Source organism: Jidongwangia harbinensis (assembly GCF_020216025.1).
GTDB lineage: Bacteria > Actinomycetota > Actinomycetes > Mycobacteriales > Micromonosporaceae > Actinoplanes > Actinoplanes harbinensis.
Genome location: NZ_JAIWNC010000011.1, coordinates 150,044 through 165,939, shown reverse-complemented (window position 1 = coordinate 165,939; position 15,896 = coordinate 150,044). Strand labels below are relative to the sequence as shown.

At 69.6% G+C, this 15,896-nt stretch carries 18 protein-coding genes and 1 tRNA gene; 7 read left to right on the top strand and 12 right to left on the bottom strand.

Annotated features, from left to right (window positions below; translation table 11 throughout):
* Nucleotides 1–39 precede the first annotated feature (39 nt).
* Nucleotides 40–1,722, bottom strand: a complete 1,683-nt coding sequence (locus LDL48_RS16980; RefSeq protein WP_225256201.1) for a metallophosphoesterase — start codon at nucleotides 1,720–1,722, stop codon at nucleotides 40–42.
* 222 nt (nucleotides 1,723–1,944) lie between these two features.
* Between LDL48_RS16980 and LDL48_RS16975 the strand changes: the two genes are divergently transcribed.
* The 4 genes from LDL48_RS16975 (at nucleotide 1,945) to LDL48_RS16960 (ending at nucleotide 6,198) form a co-directional block, all read left to right on the top strand.
* Nucleotides 1,945–2,021, top strand: a tRNA-Thr gene (locus LDL48_RS16975).
* 302 nt (nucleotides 2,022–2,323) lie between these two features.
* On the top strand, nucleotides 2,324–3,370 hold the full coding sequence (locus LDL48_RS16970) for an amidohydrolase family protein (RefSeq protein ID WP_225256101.1): 1,047 nt from the start codon (nucleotides 2,324–2,326) through the stop codon (nucleotides 3,368–3,370).
* A gap of 281 nt (nucleotides 3,371–3,651) precedes the next feature.
* Nucleotides 3,652–4,443, top strand: coding sequence for an MBL fold metallo-hydrolase (locus tag LDL48_RS16965; RefSeq protein WP_225256100.1), 792 nt, complete (start codon nucleotides 3,652–3,654; stop codon nucleotides 4,441–4,443).
* Nucleotides 4,444–4,557: 114 nt separating this feature from the next.
* Nucleotides 4,558–6,198 carry an alpha/beta fold hydrolase gene (locus tag LDL48_RS16960; RefSeq protein WP_225256099.1) on the top strand — a complete coding sequence of 547 codons (1,641 nt, stop codon included), beginning with the start codon at nucleotides 4,558–4,560 and terminating at the stop codon, nucleotides 6,196–6,198.
* A 9-nt stretch (nucleotides 6,199–6,207) separates the two neighbouring features.
* Here LDL48_RS16960 and LDL48_RS16955 read toward each other — a convergent pair whose 3' ends face one another.
* From LDL48_RS16955 to LDL48_RS16945, 3 genes are read right to left on the bottom strand one after another with little or no spacing between them, the layout of a single operon-like run.
* Nucleotides 6,208–7,398 carry an MFS transporter gene (locus tag LDL48_RS16955; RefSeq protein WP_225256098.1) on the bottom strand — a complete coding sequence of 397 codons (1,191 nt, stop codon included), beginning with the start codon at nucleotides 7,396–7,398 and terminating at the stop codon, nucleotides 6,208–6,210.
* Nucleotides 7,395–7,961, bottom strand: coding sequence for a TetR/AcrR family transcriptional regulator (locus LDL48_RS44535; protein ID WP_225256097.1), 567 nt, complete (start codon nucleotides 7,959–7,961; stop codon nucleotides 7,395–7,397). The genes LDL48_RS16955 and LDL48_RS44535 overlap by 4 nt, the downstream gene beginning before the upstream one ends.
* Nucleotides 7,958–8,518, bottom strand: a complete 561-nt coding sequence (locus LDL48_RS16945) for a sugar O-acetyltransferase (RefSeq protein WP_225256096.1) — start codon at nucleotides 8,516–8,518, stop codon at nucleotides 7,958–7,960. The genes LDL48_RS44535 and LDL48_RS16945 overlap by 4 nt, the downstream gene beginning before the upstream one ends.
* Before the next feature lie 56 nt (nucleotides 8,519–8,574).
* Here LDL48_RS16945 and LDL48_RS16940 point away from each other — a divergent pair, with 56 nt between their 5' ends.
* Complete coding sequence (locus LDL48_RS16940) at nucleotides 8,575–9,729, top strand: geranylgeranyl reductase family protein (RefSeq protein WP_225256095.1); 1,155 nt, start codon at nucleotides 8,575–8,577, stop codon at nucleotides 9,727–9,729.
* Nucleotides 9,730–9,905: 176 nt separating this feature from the next.
* On the opposite strand, the gene LDL48_RS16935 is transcribed toward LDL48_RS16940, so the two are convergent.
* The 8 genes from LDL48_RS16935 to LDL48_RS16900 form a co-directional block, all read right to left on the bottom strand.
* A complete protein-coding gene (locus LDL48_RS16935; RefSeq protein ID WP_225256094.1) occupies nucleotides 9,906–10,442 on the bottom strand; it encodes a DUF6226 family protein in 537 nt (178 codons plus the stop codon).
* A gap of 67 nt (nucleotides 10,443–10,509) precedes the next feature.
* A complete protein-coding gene (locus LDL48_RS16930; protein WP_225256093.1) occupies nucleotides 10,510–10,704 on the bottom strand; it encodes a DUF397 domain-containing protein in 195 nt (64 codons plus the stop codon).
* A gap of 243 nt (nucleotides 10,705–10,947) precedes the next feature.
* On the bottom strand, nucleotides 10,948–11,142 hold the full coding sequence (locus LDL48_RS16925; RefSeq protein ID WP_225256200.1) for a DUF397 domain-containing protein: 195 nt from the start codon (nucleotides 11,140–11,142) through the stop codon (nucleotides 10,948–10,950).
* A 369-nt stretch (nucleotides 11,143–11,511) separates the two neighbouring features.
* Nucleotides 11,512–11,706, bottom strand: coding sequence for a DUF397 domain-containing protein (locus LDL48_RS16920; RefSeq protein WP_225256092.1), 195 nt, complete (start codon nucleotides 11,704–11,706; stop codon nucleotides 11,512–11,514).
* 180 nt (nucleotides 11,707–11,886) lie between these two features.
* The gene (locus LDL48_RS16915) at nucleotides 11,887–12,084 is read right to left on the bottom strand and encodes a DUF397 domain-containing protein (RefSeq protein ID WP_225256091.1); all 198 of its coding nucleotides are present in this window, start codon (nucleotides 12,082–12,084) and stop codon (nucleotides 11,887–11,889) included.
* Between the two features lie 52 nt (nucleotides 12,085–12,136).
* Nucleotides 12,137–13,039 carry a helix-turn-helix domain-containing protein gene (locus tag LDL48_RS16910; RefSeq protein WP_225256090.1) on the bottom strand — a complete coding sequence of 301 codons (903 nt, stop codon included), beginning with the start codon at nucleotides 13,037–13,039 and terminating at the stop codon, nucleotides 12,137–12,139.
* A 164-nt stretch (nucleotides 13,040–13,203) separates the two neighbouring features.
* Nucleotides 13,204–13,650, bottom strand: a complete 447-nt coding sequence (locus LDL48_RS16905; protein WP_225256089.1) for a DUF6232 family protein — start codon at nucleotides 13,648–13,650, stop codon at nucleotides 13,204–13,206.
* A gap of 240 nt (nucleotides 13,651–13,890) precedes the next feature.
* Nucleotides 13,891–14,337: a DUF6232 family protein gene (locus LDL48_RS16900; protein ID WP_225256088.1), complete on the bottom strand. Its 447-nt coding sequence runs from the start codon at nucleotides 14,335–14,337 to the stop codon at nucleotides 13,891–13,893.
* Between the two features lie 389 nt (nucleotides 14,338–14,726).
* Here LDL48_RS16900 and LDL48_RS16895 point away from each other — a divergent pair, with 389 nt between their 5' ends.
* Both LDL48_RS16895 and LDL48_RS16890 read left to right on the top strand, forming a co-directional pair.
* The gene (locus LDL48_RS16895) at nucleotides 14,727–15,182 is read left to right on the top strand and encodes a DUF2231 domain-containing protein (protein ID WP_225256087.1); all 456 of its coding nucleotides are present in this window, start codon (nucleotides 14,727–14,729) and stop codon (nucleotides 15,180–15,182) included.
* Between the two features lie 68 nt (nucleotides 15,183–15,250).
* Nucleotides 15,251–15,817 (top strand): type 1 glutamine amidotransferase domain-containing protein, encoded by a 567-nt coding sequence (locus LDL48_RS16890; RefSeq protein ID WP_225256086.1) that lies wholly within the window; start codon nucleotides 15,251–15,253, stop codon nucleotides 15,815–15,817.
* The last annotated feature ends 79 nt before the right edge of the window (nucleotides 15,818–15,896 follow it).

Genomic DNA, 15,896 nt, shown 5'->3' with positions numbered 1-15,896 from the left:
CCACCCCCGGCCGGCGACCCGGGCGCCGGGGGAGTCAGGTTACGGTCGTCGCCCGGTGCCGGGCCCGGTGACCGCGATCGGTTCCTCGATCAATCTGGTGTGCAACGGCTCCTCCGGCCGCAACCACGGCGCGTCGGCGGGCCCGTCCGGGTCGGCCCGCCACTTCCGGCAGATCTTGTCGACGCCGATCGCGTGGATGGTCAGCGTGCCGTCGGCCGCGATGTGCATGCGGAGGAAGCTCTTCGCGTCCTCGATGCCCTGGGCCGCGAACAACTCGTTCACGTTGACCTTGAACTGGCTCGCCACCACCAGGTAGACCGCGACCACCTGGGTTGTCAGGAAGCCGATGACCGGCGCGTAGAGCACCGCGGCCACGACCAGCGGCCCGGGCCACGCCCAGTCCCGGAACGGCAGCTGCACCCACACCCACGCGCCGCCGGCCGCCAGCGCGATCTGGGCCAACCCGTGCAGGATGCCGAGGATCCAATGTCGGGCGTGCTTGTCGGAGTTGGCGTCGGGTGGTTGGGCGAACAGCACCGCACCACCCGTCACGACCAACAGCATCACGATCAGCGGGATGCTGAACACCCGCTGGACGAGCCCACCACCGTTGCTGAACGCGCCGACCATGGCCAGCATCGTGAGCGTCTGGACGATCGCCAGCATGGTGGCGAAGCCGGGATTGCGTACCGTGATCCGCTTGAACACGCCCCAGCCCAGTCGCCGCGAGGTCGTCGGATCCGGGAACGACGCGGCCAGGTCGTAGTCCCGGCTCGGGCTGGCGTTGCGGGTCAGCGTCTCCTTCGGCGGCACGGTGAGCCGGTCCGGCAGTGCCTGCGTGCCGAGCAGGTAGGCCCCGCCGCCACCGCAGGTGACCAGTTCCCGGTCGGCTCCGCTGTACCGGGCGTAGTGGTGCAGGTCGCCGGAGATCAGCACCCGCACGTGCGCGCCGGTCGGCGCCAGGATGGTCCGGATGAAGTAGTCGACCGCGTCGTAGGCGGCCGGCTTGTCCGCGGCCTTCACCCAGGTCGGCGACGGCGCCAGCAGGATGATCCGGTCCTGCGGCCCGACCCCGGCCGCCGCCTTCTCGAAGTACAGCAGCTGCGGATCGTCGATGTACGCACCGAACTGCTCGTCGATCGCGAACAGCCACCAGTTCGACGGCAGCTTCACCGCGAAGTACGACCGGCGCTGTTGGGTGCGCCATCCGCCGATGTGCCCGTCCTTGCGCCGCGCGAAGAGCCGGAGGAACGCGGTGAGCCCGTCGTACCAGTCATGGTTTCCCGGCAACGCGAAGAGCGTGGGCCGCGTCCCGTCGGCCGGCGACTCCGGCAGCGCGGCGCGGTACGGACCCTTGGTCCGGTTCTCGTACTCGTCGCCGTTCGCCACCGGGTAGACCTGGTCGCCGCCCATCACCAGCACGTCTCCGCGGGGCAGCACCCGGCCGCCGATCTCCAGCCGCGGCTGCGCCAGCAGGTACGCGATCGAATACGTGGCGTGGAAGCCGTCGCCCAGGTCGGAGACGTAGTCCAGCCACAACTCACCGTCGCGGCCGGGCTGCTCGAAGACGTCGCCGCTCAGAGCGTTCTGCAGCTCGCGCTTGTCCAGGTAGGCGCCGAACAGGATCGCCAGAAGGGTGCGCAGACCGGTGTTGAGCAGCAGCAACGGGGCCAGCCAGCCGACCGGGCGCTGCGGCGTGAACCCGAGCTCGTGCGGATCCATGCTGGCCGGCCGCCGACGCCGGGGTGGCTGCGCCTCCGCCGGCCGCGGCCCCGCCGCCGCGAGCCGCGCCGGATCGTCCGGGTCGATGCCGTCGCGCGGGAGATCATCGGTCACCCGGGGGAGCCTAGTCCGGAGGTATGACACTCGCTGTCCGGTTGCGGCGCGCCGGGGGACGGGCCCTGGCCGGGGTGGCGCCGCGATGCCGTACACTGATTGACCGTTGCCGCCTTAGCTCAGTCGGCTAGAGCGACGCACTCGTAATGCGTAGGTCGACGGTTCGATTCCGTCAGGCGGCTCCAAAGGTAAGGCCCTGATCAGCGGAAACGTTGATCAGGGCCTTACCTTCATCTATACGTTTTCGAATCGCCCCCCGAGACCCCCAGAACCGCCTGGCCGCGCCCAGGTTCGGTGGCGGTCGTCCACGTCAGGCGAGGATGCAGTCCCGGCACCTTCACCCTCGCTGCGGCCGGGAACGCAGCCAGGGGGAGTCCACACACAGAGCTACCGTCCACTACTGAAACTTCGCGGTCGATCGTCCTTCCCTGGACCGGATCTGACCTTTCTCGTCCAAGCGCCAGGTTAGGGGCTGACAGTGTTTCAGGTGCGCGGCATCGTCCTGCCCGACAGGGAAGTGCGGTCGTTCTGTATCGACGGCGACCGGCTGCGGCTCGGGCCGGTGTCCGGCGCCGATCTGATCGCCGACGGTGGCTGGATTCTGCCCGGCCTGGTCGACGCGCACACCCATCCCGGTACCGAGCGCCCGGACGTCCCGTTCGACGATGCCACGTTGCGCCGGCACCTGACCGACCATCGGGAGGCGGGGGTGTTGCTGGTACGCACTCCCGGATCGGCCGCCCGGATCCCGGCCTGGGTGGATGAGGACTCGGAACTTCCCCGGGTCCGTTCGGCCGGGCGTTGGCTGGCTACTCCCGGCCGGTTCGTGCCGGGCTTCGGGCGTGATGTCACGGAGGCCGAGTTGGTGGCGGCCGCGGTGGAGGAGGCGGTGTCGTCCGGCGGCTGGTGCAAGGTCATCGCGGACTGGGAGTTCGGCGATCCGGCCGTGTCCCTCGACCTGCTGACCGAGGTCGTCACGGCGGTCCACGCGGTCGGCGGGCGGGTCGCCGCCCACTGCCAGACCGCCGAGGGTAGCCACAACGCGGTGCTGGCCGGAGTGGACAGCCTGGAGCACGGGCGTTATCTCGACCGTGACCTGATCGATCGGATGGCGCGCAACGGCACGGCGCTGGTGCCCACGTTGGGCGTCATGGGCAACAAGCTCGACGAGGTGCGGGCCCGGGAGGCGACCCCGCGCCGGGATTGGCTGTTGAAGGGCTGGGAGGGGGCCCTGGCGAACGTGCGGGCCGCCGCGGAGGCCGGCGTGGTGGTTCTGGCCGGCACCGACAGCTTCCCGTGCGGCACCGTGGCGAACGAGGTCGAGTGGCTGATCCGCGGCGGTCTGTCACCCGAGGCGGCGCTCGCCGGCGCGTCCTGGACGGCCCGGTCCTGGCTCGGCCTTCCCGGGCTGGTCGACGGCGGGCCCGCCGACCTGGTCGTCTACGACACCGACCCGACCGCGAACCCCCGGGTGCTCGCGCATCCCAGTGTCATCGTCCTGCGAGGCCGAATCTTCCGGGCACCGACGGTCTGAGGCACCGGCACGCCACCGCCCGGGCGGGATGGGCGATCACCGTGGAGATCCGGTCAATCCTGTGCGGGGATCGGCGCAGGCTCGGTATCGGCGGTGGCGGGTGGGTCGGTGTGGTCGCCGTCTCGGGAGGGGCCGGGCAGGCGAACGGGCACACTCACCGCTCTGCGGCCTCGCCGTCCACAGTGTGGAGATAGCGTGCTGACGGCGAGGTCAGCGCCTCCGCCGACAACCCGAGGAGCGTTGATGTCCCGCTTCCCCAAGCCCAACCCCGGCGGTACGAGGTGAAGGTCCACCATCTCAACTGCGGCAGCATGCGACCACCCGGAGTCCCGGACGGCATCGTCTGTCACGTCCTGCTCGTCGAGACGGACACCGGACTGGTCCTGATCGACACCGGACTCGGGCTCCGGGACGCTGCCGACCCCGCCGGCCGATTCGGGCCGGCCCGGTTCCTCATCCGCCCCGCCTTCGACCCGGCCGAGGCGGCGATCACCCAGGTCACCGCGCTCGGCTTCGACCCGGCCGACGTCCGGCACATCGTGCTCACCCACTTCGACGCCGACCACACCGGCGGGCTCGCGGACTTTCCATGGGCCAGTGTGCATCTCACCGCCACGGAGAACACCGCCGCGCTCCGCCCCCGGACCATGATCGAACGTGGCCGCTACCTTCCCACGCAACGGTCACCCGAACCGGAGATCGTCGAGCACACCCCCGATCGGGGTGAGGCGTGGCGCGGCTTCCCGGGTGCCGAGGAACTCACCACGATCGCGCCGGGGATCGTGCTGATCGATCTGCCCGGGCACACCCGCGGCCACGCGGCGGTCGCTGTCGATGCCGGCGACCACTGGGTCCTGCACGTCGGCGACGCCTTCTACCACCGCGGCCAGATCAGTGGCGCGGGCGGCGTACCCAGGATGCTCTCCCTTATGGAGCGAGGCTTCGCCCACGACTGGCCGAAGGTCCGGGCCAACCACCACCGCCTGGCCGAGGTCTGGCACGCGGCCCCTGCCGACCTGCTTCTGGTCAACGCCCACGACCCGGCGCTCCTGCGCCACGCGCAGACCCGGTAGGCCTTCGCACCTCGCGAATCGGACGAGAGATTTGCGGCGACATGTTATGCATCATGTTCGTTTGCATCGACACGCATGCCGATCGTGGGGGCCTTCATGAAACGTGGTGCGACCGTGGGAATCACCGTGACGGCCGCGGCAGTGCTGGCCGGGGCGGTGGTCCCGCTCGCCCTGGCGGAGACCGGCCCCGGCGACGGCGTGCCGCGCGGCCTGGCGCCGTTCTACTCCCAGCGCCCCGCCTGGGGTCCGTGTCCCGCGCCGGACTGGCCGGACCTGCCGGGCTTCCCGGCGCCGCAGCCGCCCGAGGGGATCGACTGCGCCACGGTGCAGGTGCCGTTGGACTACCGGCGGCCGGACGGCCCGCGGGAGAGCGTGGATCTGTCCCGCAAGCCGGCGAGTGATCCGGCGCGACGGCTCGGCGTGCTGATTCCGGTGCCGGGCGGTCCGGGCGGTTCGAACCTCAGCGTGCCTGAGGACAGCACGTACGACGCGCTGTCGGTGCGGTACGACATCATCGGGATCAGTCCGCGCGGCGTCGCGGAATCCCAGCCCCTGCTCTGCGAGGGCGAGAACGTCCGGCGGTCCGCCCGGACCCGGATGACCGATGCGGAGATGCGCGAGTACGCCGAGGAGCTGCGCCGGCACGACCAGGAGTGCGAACGCACCGCGGGGGACCGGCGTCCACATTTCACCTCGGCGAACAACGCCCGGGACCTGGACGTCGTCCGAGCCGTCCTGGGCGAGTCCAAGCTGAACCTGATGGGTCAGTCGTACGGCACCTACGTGACGGCGGTCTACGGGAGCCTGTTCCCGGATCGGCTGGACCGCAACGTGCTGGACTCCGCGATCCATCCGGAGTGGACCTGGCGGGAGGCGTGGCGGCAGCAACCGATCGCCCAGCGGAGAACGGCCGACGCGTGGATGACCTGGGTGGCGCAGCGCAACGAGACCTACGGAATCGGTACCACCCGCAAGGCGGTGCACGCCACGATCGAGGCACTGCGCCGTGACCTGGAAGCGACTCCGGTCGAGATCGACGAGGGCTGGTTCGACGGCGACTCGTTCGACCTCGCCGTCGGTGGCATGTACGACGCGCCGGACTGGGACTACTTCGCGGAGACGGTGCGCACGCTGCGGACTGCGCTGGACGACGGCAGGGCGGTGCCGCGCAGCGTGAAGAAGGCGCTGACCGTCCAGCGCAGGGCGATCGAGGACGAGCTGCCCGAGATGGACGCCGGCCTCTGGGAGTCGACGAACTGCGAGGCGGAATGGCCCCGCGACCTGGAGACGTACTTCGCCGACATGCGCGCCTTCGCGGAGCGCTACCCGTACGGCTGGGGCGCGACCGGAGCCGGACCGCACGAATGCACCTTCGGGTCGGTGGAACGCACCGAGCCTCTGGTGCCACTGCGCCGCACCGGCTACCCGGCCGGGATGGTCGTGCAGCAGGAGTTCGACCCCGCCACGCCGTACGCGGGCGGTCCCGCGATGGCGAACCTGCTCCGGCACCGGCTGCTGACGGTCACGCGGGACGGCGTGCACGTCTCGTACGGATCGAACGAATGCGTCACCGCGGCCGTGAACGCGTACCTCCTGAACGGCACCCTGCCGAAGGCGAAGGCGACGTGTGCCGGCCGGCCGACGCCGGATGTGCCGGCCGACGGATCACCGGGCGCCGGCGAGGCTGAGCGGCCGTCGCTGGACGAGCACACCGTCGCCAAGGAGGCCGAGATGGCGCGGGAATCGACGTCCTAGGGGCGTCGGTTACCGCGTCTCCTCGATCGGCCGGAGCGCTCCCACCACCGTGAGGGCCAGCCCGAGCAGCACCGCCACCGAGATCAGTCCCTTCTGGACCGTGATGTGGTCGCCGAGGAAGCCGACCAACGGCGGGCCGCCGAGGAAGGCGCAGTACCCGATCGCGGCCACCACGCTGACCCGGGGCGCCGCCAGCGCCGGGTCGTCGGCGGCGGCGCTCATGCCGACCGGGAAGCCGAGGGAAGCCCCGAGTCCCCAGAGCAGCGCGCCGGCGAAGGCGACGACCACGTGCGTGCCGAGGACGAACAGCGCCAGGCCGACCAGGCTCACCGCCACCAGCACGCGGACCACCGGCACCCGGCCGTAGCGGTCCAGCAGCGCCGGGCCGAACCAGCGGCCGGTGGTCATCGCGGCCAGGAACACCGCGAACGCCAGCGTGCCCACGGTGGCCGGTGCGCCGTAGTCGTCGATGACCGCGACGCTGATCCAGTCGACGCCGGTGCCCTCGGCGAACGCGAAGGCCAGGACCAGCAGGCCGACCAGCAGCGTGCGCGGCTCACGCCAGGTGCTCAGGGTGCGCTGCAGGCCGCCGCTCTCGGGTTCCGCGGACTCGTCGGCGGTGTCCGGCACGAACGAGCGCACCGCGAAGATCACCACCACCGCGATGGCCAGGGCGGTCACGATGAGGTGGGCGGTGACCGGTACGTGCAGGGCCACGGCGCCGGCCCCGGCCAGGGCCCCGGCCACCGTGCCGACGCTGAAGCCGGCATGAAACCGGGGCATGATGGCCCGGCCGAGCCGGCGTTCCACGATGGCGCCCTGCACGTTCATGCCGACGTCCCACGCGCCGTTGGCGAAGCCGAAGAACAGCAGGCCGGCCATGACCGGCAGCACGCCGAACTGGTATCCCACCGCCACCGCGCTCAGCGAGATGCCGAGCAGCGCGGCCATGGCGGCGACCGTGCGCCGGGAACCGAAGTGGGCGACGAGCTGGCCGGCCAGCAGCAACGACACGATGGAGCCGACCGCGATGGCGAGCAGTACCAGGCCGAGCCGCGACGGGGTCAGCTCCAGCCCGTCGCGGACCTGCGGGATGCGGGTCGCCCAGCTCGCCATGGCGACGCCGGCGCCGATGAAGGCGATGTACGTGGCCCGGGCGGCGGCCCGGTTCTGCCGGTCGGTGTCGACGAGGACGTTCACGGCTGCACTCCCAGGAGGCCGGCGACGATGGTGCGGGTCTCCGTGCGGGACACGGCCGCGGTGGACAGGGTCTGGTGCATGACCAGACCCTCGATCAGGGCGTCGACGCCACGGGCGGTGGTCGGGTCGACGAAGCGTTCCAGGACCGCGCGGCTGCGCCGCATCCAGGACTCGGTGACGGTGCGCAGCGCGGGGTTGCGCAGGGCGGCCAGATACAGCTCGTACGCCACGGCCCAGTCCCGGTGGTCCGCGCCGGCGTCGCCGTGCACCAGGTCGGTGACCGCCTCGACCAGGTCGGCGCGGCCGCGTACCCGATCGAAGTGGGCCTCGTAGACCGGCGACATCTGTTCCGCGTGGTGCGTGAACGCCTGCTCCAGCAGGTCTTCCAGGCCGGTGAAGTGATAGGTCAACGACCCCAGCGGTACGTCCGCGGCGGCGGCGATGCGGCGATGGGTGGTGCCGGCGACGCCGTGCTCCGCGATCACGTCGATGGCGGCGGCGATGATCCGGTTCTTCCGGTCCGGGTCGTAGCGCCGGGGGGACCGGGCCGGTGCCGCGGTCACGGCTGCACCGGACGCACGACGCGGGCCGGGTTGCCGACCGCCACCACGTCGGGCGGGAGGTCCCGGATCACCACGGTGCCCGCGCCGACCACGGTGTTCGCGCCGATGGTGACGCCGGGGCAGACGATGGCGCCGCCGCCGAGCCACACGTTGTCGCCGATCACGATGGGTTTCGCCGCCTCCCACTTGTCCCGACGCGGACCGGCCGCCACCGGGTGGGTCGCGGTCAGCAACTGCACGTTCGGCCCGATCTGCACGTCGTCGCCGATGGTGACGGTGGCGACGTCGAGGCTGATGAGGCCGAAGTTCGCGAACGTGCGGGCACCCACGAAGGTCTGGTAGCCGTAGTCGCAGCGGAACGGCGGGCGCAGGTCGCTGCCCTCCCCGAACGCGCCGAGCAGTTCGGTCAGCAGCCGGTGCCGGGTCGTCGCGTCGGTCGGGTCGGCGGTGTTCAGCTGGTGGGTGAGCCGCATCGCCCGGGCTCCGTCCCGCGCCAGTTCGGGGTCGTCCGCCTGATAGAGGTCGCCGGCCAGCATCCGGTCCCGCATCGAGGTCATGTGTACGATCGTACACATGGTGTGTACGCCCGTACATAGCGTTTCGTTAGACTGCCGTGGTGATCTGGGACGTCGTCATCATCGGGGCCGGTCCTGGCGGGCTGGCGGCCGCCCACGCCGCAGCAGCCGAGGGTGCGCGCACGATCGTGCTGGAGCGCGCGGAACACCCCCGCTACAAGACCTGTGGCGGTGGACTCATCGGCATCTCGCTCGGCCTGTCCGCGTCCCGGATCACGGTCCCGGCGCGGGAGCAGGTCTCGGCGATCACGTTCTCCGACAACGGCCGCCGGCCGTTCACCCGGCGCGCCGACACGCCGTTCCTCAGCATGGTCCGGCGCACCGAGTTCGACCATGCCTGGCTGCGGGCCGTGGTCGACGCCGGCGTCGAAGTACGGGAGAACGCGCAGGCCCGCGGCATCGACCAGAGCGGCGACGCGGCGGCGGTCACGCTCGCCGACGGCTCGGTGGTGCGCGGCCGGGTGGTGATCGGGGCCGACGGCTCGGCCGGCATCAGCACCCGGCACGTCGGCGTGACCTTCGAGCAGCAGGATCTCGGGCTCGAGGTGGAGTTGGCCGCGACCGGCGCCGACCGCGCGGCCTGGCGCGGCCGGGTGCTGCTCGACTGGGGTCCGGTGCCGGGTTCGTACGGCTGGGTGTTCCCGAAGGACGACGAACTCACGGTCGGCGTGATCATGGCCAAGGGCCGCGGTGCGGAGACGAAGGACTACCTGCACCGGTTCCGGGCGGGGCTCGGGCTCGCCGATCGTGAGGTGCGCCGCGAGTCCGGCCATCTGACCCGGTGCCGCAGCGTGGACGCACCCCTGCGGCGCGGCCGGGTGCTGGTGGTGGGCGACGCGGCCGGCCTGCTGGAGCCCTGGACCCGGGAGGGGATCAGCTATGCGCTGCGCTCCGGCACGTGGGCCGGCACCGCCGCCGCGCGCGCCGCGGCGCACGGCGAGCAGGCCCTGGCGGACTACCCCGACGCGGTACGCCGGGAACTGGTGCCCGAGATGACGGCCGGCCGTGGCCTGCTCCGGTTGTACTCCCGGCACCCGCATCTGGTGCACGCCGCGATGGCCACACCGCTCGGCTGGCGTGCCTTCGAGGCGTTCTGCCGCGGCGAACTCACCATGGCGAACGTGGTGCGCCGCCGGCCGATCCGGTTGGCGGTCGGCCTGCTCGGCGGCCGGCTCGGGCCGGCTCCGGCGTAAGCCGCCCGCTGCCCGTACCGCAGCCGGACTCGCCTCGCGGCGCGGCCACCCCACCGCAGCAGCCGCGCGGCGCGGCCCCGCCCGTGGCACCGCCGGACTCGTCTGGCGGCGCGGCCCCGCCCATGGCACCGCCGGACTCGTCCCGCGGCGCGGCCCCGCCCATGGCGCCGCCGGACTCACGCGCGGCGTGGCCACGGCGCCCACTGCACCGCCGCGGCGAACCCGTCACGCCGGGCGGCGCGGGCCTCCCGCGCGTCGAGAAGCGTCTGCTGGCTCTGGCGGAGCGCGGGCCCGACCAGCCGGGCCTCCGACCAGGACCCGGTGAGGCCGCGCCGGACCTGTTCCCACAGGCCGCCCTCGATCAGCGCCGCGACCTCGAGGCGCAGATCCTCGACCAGGACGTCCGGCTGTTCGTCGCACGCATCGCATCCGCAGGCCGGCATCGACCGCCGGTACCAACGGCCCAGCTGGAGCACGATGCCGGGGAAGTCGATGAACGACACCGCCAGCGGTGCGGCCGCGGGCGTGTGCGGGATGAGCCGGACCGTACGGACCATGTCGCCGTGCAGGACGTCCTTGGTCTCGCGACGCTCCACGGTGTACTGCGCGGTCAGGCGGTCCAGGAGCAGATCGGCCGCCTCGTGCAGCACCGCGAAGCGTCCGGGTGCGGTGCTGCGGGTGTCGTGCTCCGGGTCCGGCTCGTGGTCCCTCACCAGGTCGAGTATGCCGCTCGGGCGGCGACTTCCGGCCGAAGTCGGCAAACCGCGGGCGGCGGGTCGGTCAGTCGAACTCGCCCTGCTTGACGCCGCCGACAAAAGCGGTCCACTCCTCCGGGGTGAACGACAGTGGCGGGACCTCCGGGTTCTTGCTGTCCCGCAACAGGACCTCGCCGTTGACGTCGGCAACCTCGACACAGCTACTGCTCGCGCATCGCGAACTTCGGCGCCAGTGCACCTCGTACGTCGGCTTTGTCATGGCTCTTGCACCTCCGTGACGGTTCCCGCACTCACGGTAGGACCAATCCGGTGAACGTGGCAGCAGGAAACATGAGTGAAATCCATGAGGATCTCATAGTCGACACTGATTTGGTCGTCTATGTACGCTTTGCCGGGCCGAGTGACCGAAAGCTGACACACGCGCTGCATCACATAGCGAAGGATGGCCCGGCCCGCACTGCGCACGGTGGCACCGCCCCCGTACGCAGAGCGACGCGCGCCGCTAGAAGCGGAACTCGCCGGCGTTGACGCCTTCGACGAAGGCGGTCCACTCCTCCGTCGTGAAGGCCAGCGGGGCAACTCCCGGGTACTTCGAGTCGCGGATCAGGTACTGATCGCCGACCTTGGATACCTCTACGCAGGTGCTGGTCGCGCAACGGGTGCTCGTGACCCAACGAGCCTGATCAACTCCGTGCATTGTGGTTGCCACGTGCCAGAGTTGCGGGAAACGCTGAGGGCACGTCCTTCGGAGAGCGCCGGGGCTTCGCTGCGGGAGCAGTCGACCTCACCGCGCTCGATCTGACGGGGAGCGAAAGCTTCGCGGAACCGAGGTATGCCACGTGGGACAGGCGGAGACGGAACATTCACGTCTCGTCTTGAGGCCCGGGGTCCAGGGGCCGCAAGCACTTCTCGGGATCAGGGCGACGGGCGTGATCCCATCACCGGCACCGGCTGATCACGGGGACTTGCGCGGTCCGGCACCGAGCGGTAAGGACGGGCGTGGGCGCGACGGGATCCACCGTGCCGCCGGCCCGGCGGCCGGAAGCGGAAACATCGCTCGCGTTGATTACTCGAAGTGGAAGTCGCCGCGGGCAATTCCGGCGGTGAATGCTTCCCATTCATTCGAGGTGAACTCGAGGGGTGGCACGTCCGGGTTCTTCGAGTCCCGGATGAGGTACCGATCGTCGATCTTGGCAACCTCGACGCAACTGCTGTTCCCGCAGCTGCGGCGCCACTCCGCCTGCTCCACCGACTTGGTCATACTGTCTCCTCCGTGACGGTTCCCGCCCCCACGGTAAGGGATGGGAACGACGTCACGGAGCGAGAAACGTGAATGAAGCAACAGTATTGTGGTGAATGCGCCTTTGATCCAGTTTGTTCTTTTTTGCGTGTTGCCGTGTGCGAATACGGCTGATTCGCACACCCCCCGCAAGGTGGCCGGCTATGAGAGCAGGAACTCGTCCTGCTTGACACCCTGCACGAAAGCAATCCACTCGCTATCCGTGAAGGAAAGCGGCGACATGTCGGGACGCTTGGAGTCCCGCACCAGGTAACCGCCGGAGACCTTCGCGACCTCAACGCAGTTGCCGCCGCTGCAGCGGGAACTCCGCGTCCACTTGGGCGGATTGATTTCGTTCACTTTAAGACGCTCCGATAGACAAAGCGAGTTCAGCTCGCTGTGGAAGTGCAGACTATGTCTTGCCACCGTGGGTAACGGCACTCTCCAGGTTCTTGATGCGGCGTTCGAGGAACTCGATCGTGTCATTTTCGTCGTTGGCCACATGCCAGAGCTGGTTGAATCGATAAAGGTGCTTCGCGGTTGCGTTACGGTCTTCGATCAATTCGTCCGTCATACCGTTTTCGCGATAAAGCACTTCATTGTGTTCGTCAGTGTTACTGAGCGTCAGAAGGTCGAAGCTCGCGTTGTTGGCGATGGGTACGCCCAAGGAGAACGGGAGCATCCGAAGGTGGATCAGGCCTCGTTCGGCGAGGTCATGCAGCTCCCGCAGCTGCTTCGCGAAGACCTCCGCGCCGCCGATGGAGCGCATGAAGACCGATTCGTCGAGAACCGCGGAATAGCGCACCGAGGCGAGGCGGGTGAGCAGGGCTTCACGGCGCAGCTGACGGGCCTGCAGCAGGACGTCGATCCTCTGTTCCGGGATCTCGTCGAAGGATCCGGTCAGTGCGGCGGCGTATTCCGGGATCTGCAGCGGCCCGGGGATGTAGAGAATCGAATAGACCCGAATGGTCACGGCGACCGATTCAAACTCGATGAATCTGCGCAGCGGGTCGGTCATGTCCCGGAACTCCGGACGCTGCCACCACATCACATGCTGACGGGTGCGAGCCACCTTCGCGTCCGCGATGAGCCCGTTGATGACGGCTCGATCCTTGATGCCGAGATAGGACAGCAGCGGGCGCAGGTCATTCGGAGAGATGCTGACATCGCCGTTCTCGATCCGAATGACCTTGGAGAGGGACCACTCCATCTCCTCGGCGACCTGGAGTTGCGTGAGGTCAGCGGCTTCCCGCGCTTCGCGCAGCGCCAACCGCACGCGCCTGCGCGCGACCGTCGGCGAGATGACCTCAGCCATGACTCCTTCATCGTCGAAGAGTTAAACTGCCACCTCGCTGGATGCAAGCTGGCATCCAGCGAGGTCGCGCGTCATGTTACTCACAAGACCTACCAGAACGAAGGACGCGCCGGGCAGCTTCACCGAAAAGTGATGAGTTTCTCGGTGGGTGCGATTGGTAACCATCAGGCGGCGGCAAGGCCGTATGTCGAGCGCTCCGGACGGTCGTCCTCCAACGACCGCTGCAGGGCCCGGGTGACCTGATTGAACACCCGCGCGTCGGACGACCGGTAGATGATGGTGTCGACACCGCGGTAACCGGCGTGGACCTGCCACGACTGTTCCGTGCGGTGCTGCCGGGTGGTGATCGCCACGACGGCGGCGATCGCCGCGATGAAGCCGACCGCCAGGCCGACCACCGGACCGGCAGTCAGCCAGGCGGTGCCGGCGAAGCCGACCATGCCCACCGCGGCCACCGTGGCCATGTCCGGGCGCCGGTCCACGCCGTCGTCCCGGACCAACCCGACCTGGTACAGGTCGTGGATGGTGTAGACGCGGTTCTGGCCGGCCGTCCACCAGACGAAGTATTCGTCGGTAATCAGAGCGTCGGGGCCGCGATAGTAGGTGCGCATTGCGGACTCCTTTCCGTGCTCCTGCCGAGGAGGGAAAGGGGCCGTCACGCCGACTGAGAGAGAATTCCCGCCTCGATGCTTCGGGAGATGTCGGGAGAGCAAAACGGCACCCGGTTGCCGCCGGGTGCCGTTGTGTGTCTCCCCTCGATCCGCCCGTTCTGCCTGAGTTCAGTAGAGCACGGCCACTACGCCGATCGCTACCGTTCAACATGCCACCTTGCAGATTGCGAACAAGCAGACTCAGGCCGCGGCGGCACCGTCCCAAGCGGACCAGTCCGGGCGGTTGTCCTCCACGGAGCGGCGGAGAGCACGGCTGACCTGGTTGAAAACCCGGGCGTTGAGCGAGACGTAGAGCACTGCTTCGGCACCCCGGTAGGTGGCCCGCAGCTCCCGGCGGCGGGGCCGGGTCCGCCAGCAGGCGGTTGCCACGACGGTGCCGGGGACCGCGACGGCCAGCAGGCCAAGCGAGATGAGCCCCGGCGTGTTCCACATCGGGCCGGTCGCGGCGATCAGGACCAGAGAGCCTCCGGCCACGTGCGCGGTGGTGGGGAGCCGGTTGTCCTCCCGGGCGATGCAGACGTCCCGCAGGTCGCGGATCACGAAGACCTTCGGCGGCGCGGTACGCCACACGAAGACCTCGTTCGTCACCACGGCGTCGGGCCCACGGTAGTAGGTGCGTGTGCGCATGGCGAACTCCTTTCCCGTACTCCTTGCGAGGAGAGGGAACGGCGAGCCACCATTGGCGCAGAGAGAATTCCCCGCCTCGCTCGTGCTTCGCGGAGCTTCGAGGCGACAAAGGCACCCGGTTGCCGCCGGGTGCCTTTGCTGTCTGTTCCTCGAGTCCGCCGTTGTGCCTGATAGCAGTACACCACGGCTACCCGTCTGATCGCTATACTTCAACTTGCCATGTTGCAGATTGCGTACAGGCGGACTGGAGAGAGTGAAAGGGCAGACGGGAGCAGACGGACGCGGGAGAATGGGGCGTAACGCCCGTCACCGCGCGTTTCATCGATACGTGGCTCGGGTAGGGGCCACGGCAACCGTGGATCTCGGCAGCTGGGGAGGCTGATCACACCATGGAGAGTCGACTGCGCATCGCCGGCGAGGCGGTCCAGCCGGTGCTGGTCATGTTCCCGCTCGGCCTGTTCGCGATAGCGGTGCTGTTCGACCTGGGCAACCTCCTCGGCGGCCCGGACATGCTCGGCGCCCTGGCGTACTGGAACATCGTGGCCGGCCTGATCGGCGGCGTCCTGGTGGTCCTGGCCGGCGCCATCGATGTCCTGTTCGTGTCCGGCGGTGCGGCCAAGCGCATCGGCGTGCTGCAGAACCTGATGAACATGGGCGTCCTCATCCTCTTCGCGGTCATCCTGATGCTCCGCATGCGCACCCCCGACCGGGTGGCCGGCGCGGGCCTGTTCACCGTGGAACTGCTGGCGCTGGCGGCCGCGGTCTTCGGCGCCTGGTACGGCGGCGAGCTGGTCAACCGGCACCGCCGGCCGGCCTTCCGGCAGACCCCGGTCGCGCATCGCTGACCGGGCGTTTACCCCGGCGCGACCCGGGCACCGTTCCGGAACAGGCAACGACGGAAGGGAGCCCGATCATGGCCACCACCTCCATCAAGGGCAAGCGGGTGGCGTTCCTCGCGACCGATGGGGTCGAGGAAGTCGAGTACACCGAACCCCGCAAGGCCGTCGAGTCCGCCGGTGGCACGGCCGAACTGATCTCCATCAAGACCGGAGACATCCAGGCCGTGAACCACATGGACAAGGCCGGCACGTACGCCGTGGACAAGCAGGTCAAGGACGCCAACCCGGAGGAGTACGACGCCCTGGTCCTGCCCGGCGGGGTGGCGAACCCCGATTTCCTGCGTACCGATCCGGACGCCGTCCGCTTCGTACGGGACTTCTTCGCGGCGGGCAAGCCGGTCGCGGCGATCTGCCACGGCCCGTGGACGCTGATCGAGGCCGGCGTGGTGGACGGCCGGACGCTCACCAGCTGGCCCAGCTTGCGCACCGACCTGGCGAACGCCGGCGCGACCTGGGTGGACGAGCAGGTCTACGTCGACAGCGGGCTGGTGACCAGCCGCAAGCCGGACGACCTGCCGGCCTTCTGCGACAAGATGCTCGAGGAGATCGCCGAGGGCGCGCACGAAAAGCAGAAGGTCTGAACCGCAGAGGTACGGACAGCGCAGAGCGCACGTGGCGCACGGACCGGGTCCGTGCGCCACGGCCGTATCACCCGGCTGC

Excerpts from the sequence above, each read along its gene's own strand:
- LDL48_RS16980 (WP_225256201.1), bottom strand. The coding sequence starts at position 1,722 with ATGGATCCGCACGAGCTCGGGTTCACGCCGCAGCGCCCGGTCGGCTGG.
- LDL48_RS16945 (WP_225256096.1), bottom strand. The coding sequence starts at position 8,518 with ATGACCTCGATGCGGGACCGGATGCTGGCCGGCGACCTCTATCAGGCG.
- LDL48_RS16930 (WP_225256093.1), bottom strand. The coding sequence starts at position 10,704 with ATGACAAAGCCGACGTACGAGGTGCACTGGCGCCGAAGTTCGCGATGC.
- LDL48_RS16925 (WP_225256200.1), bottom strand. The coding sequence starts at position 11,142 with ATGCACGGAGTTGATCAGGCTCGTTGGGTCACGAGCACCCGTTGCGCG.
- LDL48_RS16920 (WP_225256092.1), bottom strand. The coding sequence starts at position 11,706 with ATGACCAAGTCGGTGGAGCAGGCGGAGTGGCGCCGCAGCTGCGGGAAC.
- LDL48_RS16910 (WP_225256090.1), bottom strand. The coding sequence starts at position 13,039 with ATGGCTGAGGTCATCTCGCCGACGGTCGCGCGCAGGCGCGTGCGGTTG.
- LDL48_RS16905 (WP_225256089.1), bottom strand. The coding sequence starts at position 13,650 with ATGCGCACCTACTATCGCGGCCCCGACGCTCTGATTACCGACGAATAC.
- LDL48_RS16900 (WP_225256088.1), bottom strand. The coding sequence starts at position 14,337 with ATGCGCACACGCACCTACTACCGTGGGCCCGACGCCGTGGTGACGAAC.
- LDL48_RS16895 (WP_225256087.1), top strand. The coding sequence starts at position 14,727 with ATGGAGAGTCGACTGCGCATCGCCGGCGAGGCGGTCCAGCCGGTGCTG.
- LDL48_RS16890 (WP_225256086.1), top strand. The coding sequence starts at position 15,251 with ATGGCCACCACCTCCATCAAGGGCAAGCGGGTGGCGTTCCTCGCGACC.